Raw genomic sequence first — 14,750 nt, 5'->3', positions numbered from 1 at the left:
GCAGCCCTGACGCCCCCCCGCAGGGCGGCATGGAACTTGCAAATACACAGAACAGTCCGGGCTGATGGCGGCACGAACTTCACCGCGGAACCTTCCGCAAGCCACGCAAGCGTGCACACAGGGATAACGGCGTCCCTGCAGCGCACCGCGTTCTTTCACGCGCCACCCAGAGCCTTGCCTGAGGTGGCTCCGCCCGTACCCCGTCCCAAGGAAGTCAAATGGCCTATCTCAACCCTGCCGAGTTCGTCACCAAGATGGTGGATTCTGGTGAATCCAAGTTGCTGATGTCCACCCGCGACACGCTGATCCGCTCGTACATGGCGGGCGCCATCCTGGCGCTGGCCGCCGCCTTTGCGGTCACCGTCACCGTCAACACGGGCAACCCCCTCATCGGGGCCATGCTGTTCCCGGTGGGTTTCATCATGCTGTACCTGATGGGGTTTGACCTGCTCACCGGCGTTTTCACCCTGGCCCCCTTGGCAGTGATGGACAAGCGCCCCGGTGCCACCTGGGGCGGCGTGATGCGCAACTGGGGCCTGGTGTTCTGCGGCAATTTTGCGGGCGCCCTCACGGTGGCCGTGTTCATGGCCATCATCCTCACCTTCGGCTTCAGCGAGGCACCCGGTGCCGTGGGTGAAAAGCTGGGGCACATCGGCGAAGGCCGTACGCTGGGCTATTCCGCGCATGGCGCCGCAGGCATGCTCACGCTGTTTATTCGCGCTGTGATGTGCAACTGGATGGTGTCCACCGGCGTGGTTGCGGCCATGATGTCCACCACGGTCTCGGGCAAGGCCATCGGCATGTGGATGCCTGTGATGGTTTTCTTCTACATGGGCTTCGAACATTCCATCGTCAATATGTTCCTGTTCCCTACAGGCCTCATGCTGGGCGGCAAGTTCACGCTGATGGACTACCTGATCTGGAACGAACTGCCCACGGTGCTGGGCAACCTGGTGGGCGGCCTGACGTTTGTGGGCGCCACCCTGTATTCGACGCACTATAAAACCGCCCCCAAGCGCAAGGTGTCCTGACCACTGCACGGGGCGCTGGGCCTGGCAAGCCCCAGCCCGGCGCGCTTTGCACCTGGTCACCATGACCGCACCTTGATTCCCCCCAACGCACCATGACACAGACGCTGCGCGTGACGCTGGGCCAGCACTCGCGTGGCGGGGTGCATGGCGTCAACCAGGACTTCCATGGCGCCATGCTGCCCCACGAGCCCCTGCGCAGCCGCAAGGGCATCGCGGTGGCATTGGCCGATGGCATTGGCTCCAGCCCGGTCAGCCAGGAGGCCAGCGCGGCCGCGGTGCGCAGTTTTTTGGAAGACTATTACGCCACCAGCGATGCGTGGTCGGTGCGCCGCTCCGCTCAACGGGTGCTGGGTGCCACCAATGCATGGCTGCATGCGCAAACCATGCGCAGCCACGCGCGCTTTGACAAAGACCGGGGCTACGTCTGCACCTTCAGCGCCCTGGTCGTCAAAGGCCGCGAGGTGCATGTGCTGCATGTGGGCGATGCGCGCATCTATCGGGTGCAAGGCACGGCGTGGGAGCAAATCACCGAAGACCACCGGGTCCATCTGTCGTCGGTGGAGTCGTACCTCGGGCGGGCGCTGGGCACCGGCCCGCACATCGAGATCGACTACCACTGCCTGGAGGCCGAGGCGGGCGATCTGTACCTGCTGGCCACCGATGGGGCCTACACCCACCTGGACGCAGCCAGCGTGCACAGCGCCGTGCAGCAGTTTCCGAACGATCTGGACGCTGCCGCACAAGCCCTGGTGGACATCGCCCAGGCGCGCGGCTCCGAGGACGACATCACGGTGCAGCTGCTGCGCATTGACAGCCTGCCGCAGGCACAGCCGCTGCAGGGTCTGGGCCAGGGGCTGGCCATGCCCCCCATCCTCTCGGAGCGCATGCTGTTTGAGGGCTTTCGGGTGGTGCGTGAGCTGCATGTCAGCGACCGCAGCCATGTGTACCTGGCCGTAGACGAACAGACCGGCCAGCCCCTGGTACTGAAGCTGCCGTCTGTAGCGCTGCGCGATGACACCGCCTACCTGGAGCGCTTCGTGCTGGAAGAGTGGGTGGCACAGCGGCTGCACAACCCGCATGTGCTCAGGCCCTACGCCACGCAGCGCCCGCGCACGCACCTGTACGTCGCCATGGAATACATCGAGGGCCAGACCCTGGCCCGATGGATGATGGACCACCCCGCGCCCGACCTGGACAGCGTGCGCAGCCTGGCGGCGCAAATCGCCAAGGGCTTGCAGGCCTTTCACAGCAAGGAAATGCTGCACCAGGACCTGCGGCCCGAAAACATCATGATTGACCGCAGCGGCACCGCCAAGATCATCGACTTTGGCGCCACCCATGTGGCCGGGCTCACCGAAGGCCTGACCGATCCCCACCAGCCCCCGGCCATCGAGGGCACGCTGCAATACACCGCCCCCGAATACTTCACAGGGCAAGGCAGCAGCGCACGCTCTGACCTCTTCTCGCTGGCGGTGCTGGTGTACCAGATGCTCACCGGCCAGTTGCCATATGGCCTGCAAGTCACCCGCCTGCGCACCCCGGCAGACACCCGCAAACTGCGCTACGTGCCCGTGCGCCACCTGCGCCCTGACCTGCCCGACTGGCTGGATGTGGTGCTGCAAAAAGCCCTGCACCCCGACCCCGCCAAACGGCAAGAGGCGGTGTCGGAGTTCATGCACGACCTGCACTTCCCCAGCCACGGCCTGCAGCACCGGCGGGCAGTGCCGCTGGTAGAGCGCAACCCCGTGGCATTTTGGCAAACCACCACCGCGGTGCTGGCCCTGGCCGTGCTCTGGCTAACGGCCAGACTGGTGCTGGCGGCCTGAAGCCCCTCAGACCCCGCCACGCACACGGGTCGCAACCGCGCGCGCCAGGCCTTGCGCCGCAGCGTGCGGTGCCATAATCGGCGGCTATTGATCGACAAACGGAGACAGCGTTTTGGAAACCTACCCGAGTCGGTAGCTTTCAGCTCCCCTGGCACGCCACGTGGGGTTGAAAGCAACCCGAGCCCCCCACACCGCAGATGCCACCAAACAAGGGAGTGAGCCTATGCTCAACATCTTCACGCTCGCCAATGGCCGGCTGTTCCAGGAAGAAATCGAATCGCTGGAAGAGCTGACCAAGTTCCAGCCGATCTGGGTGGATCTGGAATCCCCCACCCTCGAAGAAAAGCGCTGGATCAAGCAGCACTACGGCCTGTCCATCCCCGAAGATGCGATGGACGACGACATTGAGGAATCCGCCCGCTTCTACGAGGAAGACAACGGCGAGCTGCACATCCGCAGCGACTTCTTGATCGACGACGACGAAGACCCCCGCTCGGTGCGCGTGGCCTTCATCCTGAACCAGCACAACGCCAACCTCAAAAGCCGGGGCGTGCTGTTTTCCATCCACGACGAAGATGTGCCGGTGTTTCGCCTGCTGCGCCTGCGCGCGCGCCGCGCGCCAGGGCTGATCGAAGACGCCAAGGAAGTGCTGCTCAAGCTGTTCGACGCCGATGCGGAGTATTCGGCCGACACGCTGGAGAACATCTACGACGAGCTGGAAAAAGTCAGCAAGCAGGTGCTGGCCGGCGACGTGACCGACACCCGCGCGGGCGAAGTGCTGGCCGCCATTGCCCGCCAGGAAGACTTGAACGGCCGTATCCGCCGCAACGTGATGGACACGCGCCGCGCGGTGAGCTTCATGATGCGCTCCAAGATGCTCAACGCCGAGCAGTTCGAAGAAGCCCGCCAGATCCTGCGCGACATCGAGTCGCTGGACAACCACACGGCCTTCCTGTTTGAAAAGATCAACTTCCTGATGGACGCCACCGTCGGTTTCATCAACATCAACCAGAACAAGATCATCAAGATCTTCTCGGTGGCCAGCGTGGCACTGCTGCCGCCCACGCTGATCGCCAGCGTGTACGGCATGAACCTGAAGTTTCCTGAACTGGAACTGCTGGGCGCCGCGGCCTACCCCTACGTGATCGGGCTGATGCTCGCCAGCGCGCTGGGGCCGATGTGGTACTTCCGCAAGCGCGGCTGGCTTAAATAGGTCTCCCCCCTGTGGCGCTGCGCGCCTTCCCCCTGAGGGGGACGCCGCCAGCGCGGCGGGGCGGCCCTTGCGCGGCGGCCACTGGCTTGGTGGCGCGCCAGTTTCTACGCCTGGCTTTCTTTTCCTAAGCTCAAACATCTATCGAACCGACCTCTAGCGCTTACCAGGTAAGCGCCAGAAGCTATGAATTTCATAGCTTCTGCAGAAAACCCAGCATGATGTGTTCGGCGTAGCGTGTTGCCACGGTGTTCACAAACGCCGGGAAGTCCACGTGCGCGGTGTCGTCGGCGCGGTCGGAGATGGCGCGCATGGCGGCGAAGGGCAGGCCGTAGTCGTGGCAGACCTGGGCGACGGCGGCGCCTTCCATTTCTACGGCCAGCACATCGTGGCCCGCTTCGCACAGCGAGGTACGCAGGCCCTGGGCTTCGGCGGCGGCGCTGACAAAGCGGTCGCCGCTGGCGACCAGCCCGTGGTGCACCCTTGGCTGGCCCGTGATCAATTTGGAATCAAATTGATCTCCAGCGCTTGCAACATAAGCGCTAGCAGCTTCCAAAAGCATAGCAGTCAGTGTCTCATCACAGCCCAGGCGGGTGCGGGCGTAGCCGGGCAGCTCCCAGCGGGGAAAGATCGGCGAGGCGTCCATGTCGTGCTGCACATAGTCTTGCGCCACCACCACGTCGCCCACCTGCACGCCATCGCCCACGCCCCCGGCCACGCCGGTGAAGACGATGCGCGCCACGCCAAAACGCTCTGCCAGCGCCGTGGCCGTGGTGGCTGCTGCCACTTTGCCAATGCCCGACAGTGCCAGCACCACGGTGTGCCCCTCCCAGTCGCCCCGCCAAAAAGCGCGCCCGGCGTGCACGATGCGTTGGGGCTGCGCCAGGTGCTGCAGCAGGGAGCTTTGTTCTTCGGGCAGGGCACTGAGGATGGCGGTGGTCATGGGGAGGATTGTGGGGGATGGGCTAGCGTTCAGAACCTTTTGAAGAGACCGCGCCATGGAAAACGGCCCCAGCGGGGCCGTACGACTTTGAACAGATTCTCAATGGCTGATGTGTCTCTTCGCACTACAAATATCCGTTCGGGCTGAGCCTGTCGAAGCCTTGCGCGGCGCTTCGACAGGCTCAGCGTGAACGGTTCTGGCTACTCGGGCGAAAGCCGTTGCGCGACTTTGCGTCAGGTCACTTCTTGTCGCGCAGTTCGCGGCGCAGGATTTTGCCCACGGGGGTCTTGGGCAGTTCGGTGCGGAACTCGATCACCTTGGGCTGCTTGTAGCCCGTGAGGTTGGCCTTGCAGTATTCCTTGACCTGGGCTTCGGTGAGGGCGGGGTCTTTCTTGACGATGACGAGCTTCACCGCCTCACCCGTCTTTTCGTCGGGCACGCCCACCACGGCGCATTCCAGCACGCCAGGCATGTCGGCCACCACTTCCTCGACCTCGTTGGGGTAGACGTTGAAGCCGCTGACCAGCACCATGTCCTTCTTGCGGTCCACGATCTTGAAGTAGCCGCGCGCATCCATCACGCCCACGTCGCCCGACTTGAAGTAGCCGTCTTCGGTCATGACCTTGGCGGTTTCGTCAGGGCGCTGCCAGTAGCCCGCCATGACCTGCGGGCCCTTGATGGCGATTTCGCCCGACTGGCCCAGGGTGGTCACTTCGCGACCATCGTCGTCCAGCAGCTTCATGAGGGTGCTGGGCAGCGGCGCGCCGATGGTGCCGGTGAACTCCTTGGCCGTCACGGGGTTGCAGCTGACGATGGGCGAGGTCTCCGACAGGCCGTAGCCTTCGCAGATGGGGCAGCCCGTCTTCTCCAGCCAGAGCTTGGCCACGGCGCCTTGCACCGCCATGCCACCGCCCACCGAAACCCGCAGGTTCTTCCAGTTGACGGTGTTGAAGTCCGGGTGGTTGGCCAGGCCGTTGAACAGCGTGTTCACCGCCGGGAAGCTGTGGAAGGTGTGCTTGGACAGCTCCTTGAGCACCGCAGGCAGGTCGCGCGGATTGGGGATGAGGATGACTTTGCCGCCCGTGCGCATGCCCAGCATCATGTTCACCGTGAAGGCGAAGATATGGTACAGCGGCAGGGCGCAGATGCTGGTGGGCTGCTCGCCCGCGGGCAGCGACTTCATCACTGGCTCGTTCCAGGCCTCGGCCTGCAGCACGTTGGCAATCACGTTGCGGTGCAGCAGCACGGCGCCCTTGCTCACGCCGGTGGTGCCACCGGTGTATTGCAGAAGCGCGATGTCATCGGGCTTGATGTCCACCGGCTTGAACGTGCCGCGCTGGCCCTTGGCAATCGCGTCATTGAAGCGCACGGCGCCGGGCAGGCTGTACTCGGGCACCAGCTTCTTGACGTTGCGCACCACGTAGTTGACCAGCATGCCCTTGAGGAAGCCCAGCTGGTCACCCATGGCGCACAGCACCACATGCTTGACGGGCGTGTTGGCAATGCAGCTTTGCAGCGTGGTGGCAAAGTTCTCGATGATGACGATGGCCTTGGAGCCGGAGTCCTTGAGCTGGTGTTCCAGCTCGCGTGGGGTGTACAGCGGGTTGACGTTGACCACCACAAAGCCTGCGCGCAGCACAGCGGCCACCACCACGGGGTACTGGGGCACGTTAGGCATCATGATGGCCACGCGGTCGCCCTTGACCAGGCCCAGGCCCTGCAGGTAGGCAGCAAATGCGCGGCTGAGCGCATCGGTCTGCGCAAAGCTGATGTCCTTGCCCATGAAGCTGTAGGCCACGCGGTCTGCATATTGGCGGAAGGCTTCATCCATCAACGCGACCAAAGAGGCGTACTGCGTGGGGTCAATGTCTGCGGGAACGCCTTGGGGGTAAGCAGCCAGCCAGGGGCGGTCGGTCATTTATTTGTCTCCTGAAAAGTTTTTCTGGGGCCCGGACAGCACAGTCATTTTCAGCACGACCGTGCTTTTCCTGAGATCGGATTATGCCCGTCAGGCTTTGAGCGCTGCGAGCACTTCGTCCAGCATTTTCTTGGCATCGCCAAAAAGCATGCGGTTGTTTTCCTTGTAGAACAAGGGGTTGTCTACACCGGCATAACCCGAAGCCATCGAGCGCTTCATCACGATGGAGGTCTTGGCCTTCCACACCTCCAGCACCGGCATGCCGGCAATGGGGCTGGTGGGGTCGTCCTGCGCAGCGGGGTTCACGATGTCGTTGGCGCCGATGACGATGGCCACGTCCGTGTCCGGGAAGTCCTCGTTGATCTCGTCCATCTCCATCACGATGTCGTAGGGCACCTTGGCTTCGGCCAGCAGCACGTTCATGTGCCCGGGCATGCGGCCTGCCACCGGGTGAATGGCAAAGCGCACCTGCACGCCTTTGTCGCGCAAGGTCTTCACAATGTCGTTGACCGTGTGCTGCGCCTGGGCCACCGCCATGCCGTAGCCGGGAACGATGATCACGCTCTTGGCATCGCGCAGCAGCTCGGCCGTCTCGGCGGCGGTCACGGGCACCACTTCGCCCTGCGGCTCGGCAGCGTCGCCCTTCTTGGCGGGCGCACCGGCGCCAGAGCCAAAGCCCCCGGCGATCACGCTGATGAAGTTGCGGTTCATCGCGTTGCACATGATGTAGGACAGGATGGCGCCCGAGGAGCCCACGAGCGCACCGGTCACGATCAGCAGGTCGTTGGACAGCATGAAACCCGTGGCCGCCGCCGCCCAGCCCGAGTAGCTGTTGAGCATGGACACCACCACCGGCATGTCGGCACCGCCAATGGCCATCACCATGTGGATGCCGAACAGCAGCGCAATCGCCGTCATCACCATCAGCGGCACCATGCCTTGCTCGACGGTCTCGGCGCGCAGGAACTCGCGGCCGAACCAGATCACCACCAGCAGTGCCAGCAGGTTGAGCCAGTGGCGGCCGGGCAGCAGCAGCGGCTTGCCGCCGATCTTGCCGTTGAGCTTGCCAAAGGCGATCAGCGAGCCACTGAAGGTGACCGCGCCGATCAGGATGCCGACATAGATCTCCACCTCGTGGATGATCTTTTCCGCGCCCTGCAGCTGGATGGAGGTATCGACATAGCTGGCAAACCCCACCAGGCAGGCCGCCAGGCCCACCAGGCTGTGCATGAGCGCAACCAGCTCGGGCATCTGGGTCATCTTGACGACCTTGGCCGCATACAGGCCAATGCCGCCGCCAATGACCAGCGCACCCACAATCCAGGCTACGCCCGCCGGGCTGACGCGGGGGCCAAACACGGTGGCCAGCACGGCCAGGGCCATGCCGATCATGCCGAACAGGTTGCCCCGGCGCGAAGTTTCAGGGTTGGAGAGCCCGCCCAGGCTCAGGATGAACAGAATGGCCGCGCCCAGGTAGGCGACGGTAGCGAGACTTTGGGACATGTTGGGTATTCCTCGTTGTTCTAGTTGTGATGGAATTACTTGCGGAACATGGCCAGCATGCGGCGCGTGACTGCAAAGCCGCCAAACATGTTGATGGCCGTGAGCACCAGGGCCGCAAACGCCAGCCACAGGATGAGCCCGTCGGGCCGCCCATTCACCCCCGCATCGGGCGGCGCAATCTGCACCAGCGCGCCGATGGCGATGATGCTGGAGATGGCGTTGGTCACGCTCATCAGCGGCGTGTGCAGCGCGGGCGTGACGTTCCACACCACCATGTAGCCGATGAAGCAGGCCAGCACGAACACCGTGAAGTGCCCCAGGAAGGCCACGGGCGCATAGGCGCCGATGGCCCAGAACAGCACGGCCATCACGGCAAAAACGATGGTCAGCGTCTTGGCGGACATGGGTGCGCCCGTGCCGTGGCCATGGCCCGACTTCTTTTCGACCACCGGGGCAGCGGCCTTGGGCGCGGGCGCCGGTGCTTGCTTGAGCGGCGGGGCGGGCCAGGTGATGGCACCGTCCTTGACCACGGTGAGGCCGCGGATCGCGTCGTCTTCCATGTTGACCACGGCCACGCCGTCCTTGGCCTTGCACAGCTCTTCCGTCAGGCGCAGCAGGTTGGTGGCATACAGCGTGGACGACTGCTTGGCCAGGCGTGATGCCAGATCGGTGTAGCCGATGATGGTCACGCCATGGCGCACCACCGCCTCGCCGGGTACCGTCAGCTCGCAGTTGCCGCCTTGCTCGGCCGCCATGTCCACGATCACACTGCCGGACTTCATGCTCTGCACCATCTCGGCGGTGATGAGCTTGGGCGCGGGTTTGCCGGGGATCAGCGCGGTGGTGATGATGATGTCCGCGTCCTTGGCCTGCTCGGCGTACATCTTGCGCTGCGCGGCCTGGAAGCCTTCGCTCATGACCTTGGCATAGCCGCCGCCGCCCGAGCCTTCTTCTTCGTAGTCCACCTTGACGAACTCGCCGCCCAGCGACTTGACCTGGTCGGCCACCTCGGCGCGCGTGTCGTTGGCGCGCACGATGGCGCCGAGGTTGGCAGCGGTGCCGATGGCGGCGAGGCCCGCCACACCAGCGCCTGCAATGAACACCTTGGCTGGCGGCACCTTGCCTGCGGCCGTGATCTGGCCGTTGAAGAAGCGGCCAAACGCATTGGCCGCTTCGATCACGGCACGGTAACCGCTGACCCCGGCGGTGGAGGTGAGCGCATCCATCTTCTGGGCGCGTGACAGGGTGCGGGGCAGGCAGTCGATGGCCAGCACCGTGGCCTTCTTCGCAGCCAGCTGCTGCATCAAATCGGGGTTCTGGGCGGGCCAAATGAAGTCGATGAGGGTGGTGCCCTCGCGCATCAGCGCCACCTCCTCGCTGCTGGGCGGGCGCACCTTGAAGACGATATCTGACGCAGCCCACAAAGCCGCCGCGTCGCCAGCGATTTGCGCTCCCGCAGCGCGGTAGGCGTCGTCGCTGAAATTGGCGGCATCTCCGGCCCCAGACTCCACGGTGACGGTGAAGCCCAGCTTGATCAGCTTCTCCACCACATCGGGCACGGTGGCCACGCGTTTCTCGCCGGGGAAGGTTTCGCGCGGCACGCCAATGCGCTGCGGCTGTAACGTCGAACTTGTCTCCATAAGAATCTCCTCAAGTTTTGAAATCGTTATTCAGGGCTACCAGCCTGGGAGGGGGCAGTCTGACTGCTAGCAAGGTGCATCAAGCGCTTGCTACTTGGCAATGCACCTTGCCGCAGCCAGCACGGCTCTCTTGGCGTGAGCTGTCAGCCGTCGTTCAATTCATGGGCATTACCACTAGATCGCGGGGGCGCCTGTGCTCTAAGTGCGCGGCGATTTCTGACGCTAGATAAAGGCCGCAGAGCTGCAGAACCATGGAAAACATGAGCGGTATGACTTTTCACGAAATGGCGTCAATCATCCGATAGCTGGCAAGACTGCAGCGCAGAGTTTCTCTCAAAGCATCCGTGACCATGGCCGCCCCGACAACCCACCCAAGTGGTGAAAAATTCGCCGAACACACTTTCGGGCAGACTCCCGAAAAGCTGACCATGAGCTTACATGAAGAAATACTAATCACCGCCGCGATTTACTGATGCGAGCGTCACCCTCCAGACAGACCGAGGGGGAACGGGCTTTCGCCGCAGCAGCTGCACGAAAAAAAGCGCCCCGCCACTTCAAGTGGCGGGGCGCTGAACGCTGACAGCAGTGGCGGTGGTCAGTTCACCACTTGGGCGAGCGCGCCGGATGCGTACTGAGCAGCAATGGTTTGCAGGCTCAGGCCCTTGATCTTGGAGCCCTGGCCTTCGCAGCCAAACTCCAGGTAGCGCTGCTTGCACACCTGCTTGGCGGCTTCGCGGGCGGGCTTGAGCCATTCGCGGGCGTCGAACTTGTCGGGGTTCTCGAACAGGAACTTGCGCACCGCGCCAGTCATGGCCAGACGAATGTCGGTGTCGATGTTGATCTTGCGCACGCCGTGCTTGATGGCTTCCTGGATCTCGGCCACAGGCACGCCGTAGGTTTCCTTCATCTTGCCGCCGTACTGGTTGATGATGGCCAAAAGCTCTTGCGGCACAGAAGACGAGCCGTGCATCACCAGGTGGGTGTTGGGGATGCGGGCGTGGATTTCCTTGACACGGCTGATGGCCAAGATGTCGCCTGTAGGAGGACGGCTGAACTTGTAGGCGCCATGGCTGGTACCAATGGCAATCGCCAGCGCGTCCAGCTGGGTGGCCTTCACAAACTGGGCAGCTTCCTCGGGGTCGGTCAGCATCTGGCTGTGGTCGAGCTTGCCTTCGGCGCCAATGCCGTCTTCCTCACCGGCGTCGCCGGTTTCGAGGTTGCCCAGGCAGCCCAGCTCGCCTTCCACCGTCACGCCCACCTTGTGGGCCATGTCCACCACCTTGCGGGTGACATCAACGTTGTAGTCGAAAGAAGAAGGAGTCTTGCCGTCTTCCATGAGCGAGCCATCCATCATCACCGAGCCGAAGCCCAGGTCGATGGCGCCCTGGCAGACCTTGGGCGAGGTGCCGTGGTCCTGGTGCATCACCAGCGGAATGTGGGGGAAGGCTTCGACCGCAGCCTGGATCAGGTGCTTGATGAAGGGCTCACCAGCGTACTTGCGGGCGCCAGCGCTGGCTTGCAGGATGACGGGTGCGCCCACTTCGTCTGCGGCGGCCATCACGGCTTGCACCTGCTCCAGGTTGTTCACGTTGAAAGCGGGGATGCCATAGCCGTTGATAGCGGCATGGTCGAGCAATTCGCGCATGGAGACGAGAGGCATAGTCGTTGGGTCCGTTGAGGGTGGTAGGAGCGCCGCGGCCACCGGGGCCAGGCAATTTTTCAAGCAGCGGTTGGTAACCGCTTGGTAACTCCGCGATTTTACCCGGCTGTGAGCAGGGACTCTCGTGCGAAATCCAGACGGTAGCAGGTGGTGAATGGCGCAGGTGCCGGGGCCTTGCCAAAACGGGCCCGGTGCACCTGCGCCACCCGCGCCACAATTTCATGGCCCAGATGCAGGCTGTCCACCGGCACAGGCGCTGCGGCCACCACATCGCCCGCAGCCACCACGCGCGCGCCGTCATCGCACACCTGCAGCCAGGCACCGTGCTCCCCACCGCCCTCGCCCATCTGCACGGCAATGCGGGTGCGCGCAGGGGTGTGCTTGAGGGCGTTTTCAATCAGGTTGCGCAGCAACAAATCCAGCAGCACCGGATGGCCTCGCACCAAGAGCGCGTCTGGCGCGCTGACCTCCAGCTCGTCGCCCCGCTGCCACGCGGCCTGGGCGTATTCGGCACACGCGTTGCGCGCCAGGGCGGCCAGGTCCACACTGGCCGTGGCGCCGTCCAGTTCGGCACGGCTGGCGCGCGCCAACGCCAGCAGCTGGTTGAGCACATGCCCCGCACGCAGGGCGTCCTGGCGAATGCGGTCCAGCGCTTGCGCCTGGGCCTCGGGCGCCAGCTCGCCCCCCAGCGCACTGGCCTGCAGCGCAATGGACGACAGCGGCGTGCGCAGCTCGTGCGCCACTTCGTTGGCCAGCCGACGTTCCCGGGCCATGGCCGCCTGCTGGCGGTCCAGCAAGGTATTGATGGAAGCCTCGACCGACTCGAATTCCTTCCAAGCGTTCTGAGAGGCCAGACGCTGGTCTGCCGCGGGGTCCAGCGCAGCCACATCGTCTGACAGGGCGTACAGCGGCTTGAGCCCCCGGCGCAAAGCCAACCTCAGGGCCAACGCCACCACCGGCAGCAGCCACAGGCCAGACTCGATCATTTGCTCGGCAATGTCCTGGGCCAACTCGTCCCGCTCGCGCACGGCCACCAGCACCATGATTTTGCGACTGCGATCGGCATTCCACTGCGAAAAACTGCGCCAGGCCACCGGCGGGGCGCCCAAGTTCAGATCAGCAAACCCTTCTGTCTCGTCAAACGTTGGCAACGGCGCCGAACCGCTGGCCGCCACCACGCGGCCTTCTGCGCTCCACTGCACCACGCTCAAGGATTGCTGGTAGTCGTGTGCCTTCAAGCCGGGCAGTGGTGCCCGCTGGGTGGCATGCACCCCCTCGACAGACTCGAACGCCCGCAAATTCAGCAGCAGTGACGCGACGCTGGCCAAATGTCCGTCGGTCAGCTCATCGGCCTCGTGCACACCGGTCTGGTACCCCATGAACACGAAACTGCCCCACACCGCCACCAGCGCCCCCAGCGACCACAGCAACAGGTGCTGCGTCAGCGAAGCGCGGCGCGCTGACGGGACGGCAGCCGGAGCGGTCACGCTGCCTCCTGTGGAATGAAATAGCCCACGCCGCGCATGGTGAGAATGCTGCCGCTGCCCAGCTTGCGCCGCAGGTGGTGGATGTGCACTTCCACGGCATTGCTCTCAATGGCGGCGTCCCAGCTGTACAAACGCTCCTCAATCTGCTGGCGCGACAGCACATGCCCACGCGCCTCCAGCAACACCCGCAGCACAGAAAACTCGCGCGGCGACATGTCCACCAACTGCCCATGCAGCCGAACGGTGCGTGCTGCCGGGTCCAGCTCGATGCCCCCATGGCGGATGGTGGGCGCCGCACGGCCCGCCGAGCGGCGCAGTAGCGCGCGCAGCCGGGCATCCAGCTCGTCGATGTCAAAGGGCTTGGCCACGTAGTCGTCGGCGCCCATGTCCAGCCCCGCAATGCGTTGCTGCACCTGGTCGCGTGCGGTCACGATGAGCACCGGTGTAGCCGGGTTGGGCAAGGCTGCGCCCGAGGCGCCCACCGTGGCTGGCGCCGACCGCAAGCGCTGCAACAGAACGCTGCCGTCTGCGTCAGGCAAACCCAGGTCCAGCAGCACGGCGTCAAACCGCTCGGTGCGCAAAGCGCTCCAAGCACTGGCCACATCGCCACACACATCCACGGCATAACCGCGTTGCTGCAGCGTGGTGCGCAGGCCTGCGGCGATGCCTGCATCGTCTTCAATCACCAGGATTCGCATGGCCGGATTGTCACCGCAAGCCGCGGCAAGTCCGCTTCGCGTCCATTAAGACCGGGTTAAGTGCCACCTTTTAACGTCGCGGGTATGCAGCAATCCTCTCTTTCGGGCGCACAACCGCAGCCTGTTTCACAACGCCACACCCTGGTGGTCACCTTGCTTCTCCTGGCAGCCGTGGTGGCCTGGGATGCAGGAGGGCAGGACCTGGCCTGGGCAAACGCCTTTGGAACCCCCTCGGGCTTCCCTTTGCGCGAGCACTGGTTTTTTGTGCAAGTGATGCACGAAGGCGCGCGCCGCATCGGGTGGCTGGTGGTGCTGGCATTGGCGCTGAGCGTGTGGTGGCCCCTGGGGATTCTTCGCCGCCTGGACGCCAGTGAGCGCCTGCAGATGGCCCTCAGCGCCTTGCTGGGCCTGGCGGTGGTGAGCGTCATCAAAAACCTGAGCAACACCAGCTGCCCCTGGGATCTGGCGGAGTTCGGCGGTGTGGCGCGCTACGCCTCGCACTGGGCGCTGGGCGTGATCGATGGAGGAGGCGGCCGCTGCTTCCCCGGCGGTCATGCCTCAGCGGGCTTTGCGTTTGTGGGGGGCTACTTTGCGCTGCGCCGCAAGCAACCCGTTGCGGCACGGTGGTGGCTGGCGGGCGCGGTGCTCATGGGCCTGGTGCTGGGTGGCTCTCAGCAGGTGCGCGGTGCGCATTTCATGAGCCACACCCTGTGGACCGGCTGGCTGTGCTGGACTACCGGCTGGCTGGTGGACTTGGCCGCCGTGGCCCTGCGCCCCCGCATTGCGGCCTTTTTGCACTCTACCCCCGCACCCGTGGCCGATTGACCGGGGCCG

12 protein-coding genes are annotated in these 14,750 nt (G+C 64.3%); 5 read left to right on the top strand and 7 right to left on the bottom strand.

The window, feature by feature from the left end; genetic code table 11:
• Positions 1-218 precede the first annotated feature (218 nt).
• The 3 genes from PQV96_RS01240 to corA all read left to right on the top strand — a co-directional run bounded on the left by PQV96_RS01240 (position 219) and on the right by corA (position 4,070).
• The gene (locus PQV96_RS01240) at positions 219-1,031 is read left to right on the top strand and encodes a formate/nitrite transporter family protein (RefSeq protein WP_273624320.1); all 813 of its coding nucleotides are present in this window, start codon (positions 219-221) and stop codon (positions 1,029-1,031) included.
• A gap of 92 nt (positions 1,032-1,123) precedes the next feature.
• Positions 1,124-2,857, top strand: coding sequence for a bifunctional protein-serine/threonine kinase/phosphatase (locus tag PQV96_RS01235; RefSeq protein ID WP_273624319.1), 1,734 nt, complete (start codon positions 1,124-1,126; stop codon positions 2,855-2,857).
• A gap of 223 nt (positions 2,858-3,080) precedes the next feature.
• Entirely contained in the window at positions 3,081-4,070 is a 990-nt protein-coding gene (gene corA, locus PQV96_RS01230) for a magnesium/cobalt transporter CorA (RefSeq protein WP_273624318.1), read from the top strand.
• Positions 4,071-4,260: 190 nt separating this feature from the next.
• Here corA and PQV96_RS01225 read toward each other — a convergent pair whose 3' ends face one another.
• The 4 genes from PQV96_RS01225 to PQV96_RS01210 form a co-directional block, all read right to left on the bottom strand.
• Positions 4,261-5,010 carry a 5'-methylthioadenosine/adenosylhomocysteine nucleosidase gene (locus PQV96_RS01225; RefSeq protein ID WP_273624317.1) on the bottom strand — a complete coding sequence of 250 codons (750 nt, stop codon included), beginning with the start codon at positions 5,008-5,010 and terminating at the stop codon, positions 4,261-4,263.
• 238 nt (positions 5,011-5,248) lie between these two features.
• Positions 5,249-6,928, bottom strand: a complete 1,680-nt coding sequence (locus PQV96_RS01220; RefSeq protein WP_273624316.1) for a long-chain-fatty-acid--CoA ligase — start codon at positions 6,926-6,928, stop codon at positions 5,249-5,251.
• Positions 6,929-7,018: 90 nt separating this feature from the next.
• Positions 7,019-8,431, bottom strand: a complete 1,413-nt coding sequence (pntB, locus tag PQV96_RS01215; RefSeq protein ID WP_207374239.1) for a Re/Si-specific NAD(P)(+) transhydrogenase subunit beta — start codon at positions 8,429-8,431, stop codon at positions 7,019-7,021.
• A gap of 35 nt (positions 8,432-8,466) precedes the next feature.
• Positions 8,467-10,071, bottom strand: coding sequence for a Re/Si-specific NAD(P)(+) transhydrogenase subunit alpha (locus PQV96_RS01210; RefSeq protein ID WP_207374238.1), 1,605 nt, complete (start codon positions 10,069-10,071; stop codon positions 8,467-8,469).
• Between the two features lie 350 nt (positions 10,072-10,421).
• Here PQV96_RS01210 and PQV96_RS01205 point away from each other — a divergent pair, with 350 nt between their 5' ends.
• Positions 10,422-10,544, top strand: coding sequence for a hypothetical protein (locus PQV96_RS01205; RefSeq protein ID WP_273624315.1), 123 nt, complete (start codon positions 10,422-10,424; stop codon positions 10,542-10,544).
• Between the two features lie 122 nt (positions 10,545-10,666).
• Here the strand turns inward: PQV96_RS01205 and fba are convergent, their stop codons facing one another.
• From fba to PQV96_RS01190, 3 genes are all read right to left on the bottom strand, one after another.
• Positions 10,667-11,731, bottom strand: coding sequence for a class II fructose-bisphosphate aldolase (gene fba / locus PQV96_RS01200; protein ID WP_066691136.1), 1,065 nt, complete (start codon positions 11,729-11,731; stop codon positions 10,667-10,669).
• A 98-nt stretch (positions 11,732-11,829) separates the two neighbouring features.
• Positions 11,830-13,218: a sensor histidine kinase gene (locus PQV96_RS01195; protein WP_273624314.1), complete on the bottom strand. Its 1,389-nt coding sequence runs from the start codon at positions 13,216-13,218 to the stop codon at positions 11,830-11,832.
• Positions 13,215-13,916 carry a response regulator gene (locus PQV96_RS01190; RefSeq protein ID WP_207374237.1) on the bottom strand — a complete coding sequence of 234 codons (702 nt, stop codon included), beginning with the start codon at positions 13,914-13,916 and terminating at the stop codon, positions 13,215-13,217. Before PQV96_RS01190 ends, PQV96_RS01195 begins: the two co-directional genes overlap by 4 nt.
• An 84-nt stretch (positions 13,917-14,000) precedes the next feature.
• Between PQV96_RS01190 and PQV96_RS01185 the strand changes: the two genes are divergently transcribed.
• Positions 14,001-14,741, top strand: a complete 741-nt coding sequence (locus PQV96_RS01185; RefSeq protein WP_066784104.1) for a phosphatase PAP2 family protein — start codon at positions 14,001-14,003, stop codon at positions 14,739-14,741.
• Positions 14,742-14,750 lie beyond the last annotated feature (9 nt).

It is taken from the genome of Acidovorax temperans (assembly GCF_028596105.1).
Classification (GTDB): Bacteria; Pseudomonadota; Gammaproteobacteria; order Burkholderiales; family Burkholderiaceae_C; genus Acidovorax; species Acidovorax temperans.
Note: the sequence above shows the minus strand (reverse complement) of the source record. Positions and strands in the feature narration are given on the sequence as shown.

What these genes read in the sequence shown, in the direction of transcription:
- PQV96_RS01240 (WP_273624320.1), top strand. Translation starts at nt 219, where the DNA reads ATGGCCTATCTCAACCCTGCCGAGTTCGTCACCAAGATGGTGGATTCT.
- PQV96_RS01235 (WP_273624319.1), top strand. Translation starts at nt 1,124, where the DNA reads ATGACACAGACGCTGCGCGTGACGCTGGGCCAGCACTCGCGTGGCGGG.
- corA (WP_273624318.1), top strand. Translation starts at nt 3,081, where the DNA reads ATGCTCAACATCTTCACGCTCGCCAATGGCCGGCTGTTCCAGGAAGAA.
- PQV96_RS01225 (WP_273624317.1), bottom strand. Translation starts at nt 5,010, where the DNA reads ATGACCACCGCCATCCTCAGTGCCCTGCCCGAAGAACAAAGCTCCCTG.
- PQV96_RS01220 (WP_273624316.1), bottom strand. Translation starts at nt 6,928, where the DNA reads ATGACCGACCGCCCCTGGCTGGCTGCTTACCCCCAAGGCGTTCCCGCA.
- pntB (WP_207374239.1), bottom strand. Translation starts at nt 8,431, where the DNA reads ATGTCCCAAAGTCTCGCTACCGTCGCCTACCTGGGCGCGGCCATTCTG.
- PQV96_RS01210 (WP_207374238.1), bottom strand. Translation starts at nt 10,071, where the DNA reads ATGGAGACAAGTTCGACGTTACAGCCGCAGCGCATTGGCGTGCCGCGC.
- PQV96_RS01205 (WP_273624315.1), top strand. Translation starts at nt 10,422, where the DNA reads ATGGCCGCCCCGACAACCCACCCAAGTGGTGAAAAATTCGCCGAACAC.
- fba (WP_066691136.1), bottom strand. Translation starts at nt 11,731, where the DNA reads ATGCCTCTCGTCTCCATGCGCGAATTGCTCGACCATGCCGCTATCAAC.
- PQV96_RS01190 (WP_207374237.1), bottom strand. Translation starts at nt 13,916, where the DNA reads ATGCGAATCCTGGTGATTGAAGACGATGCAGGCATCGCCGCAGGCCTG.
- PQV96_RS01185 (WP_066784104.1), top strand. Translation starts at nt 14,001, where the DNA reads ATGCAGCAATCCTCTCTTTCGGGCGCACAACCGCAGCCTGTTTCACAA.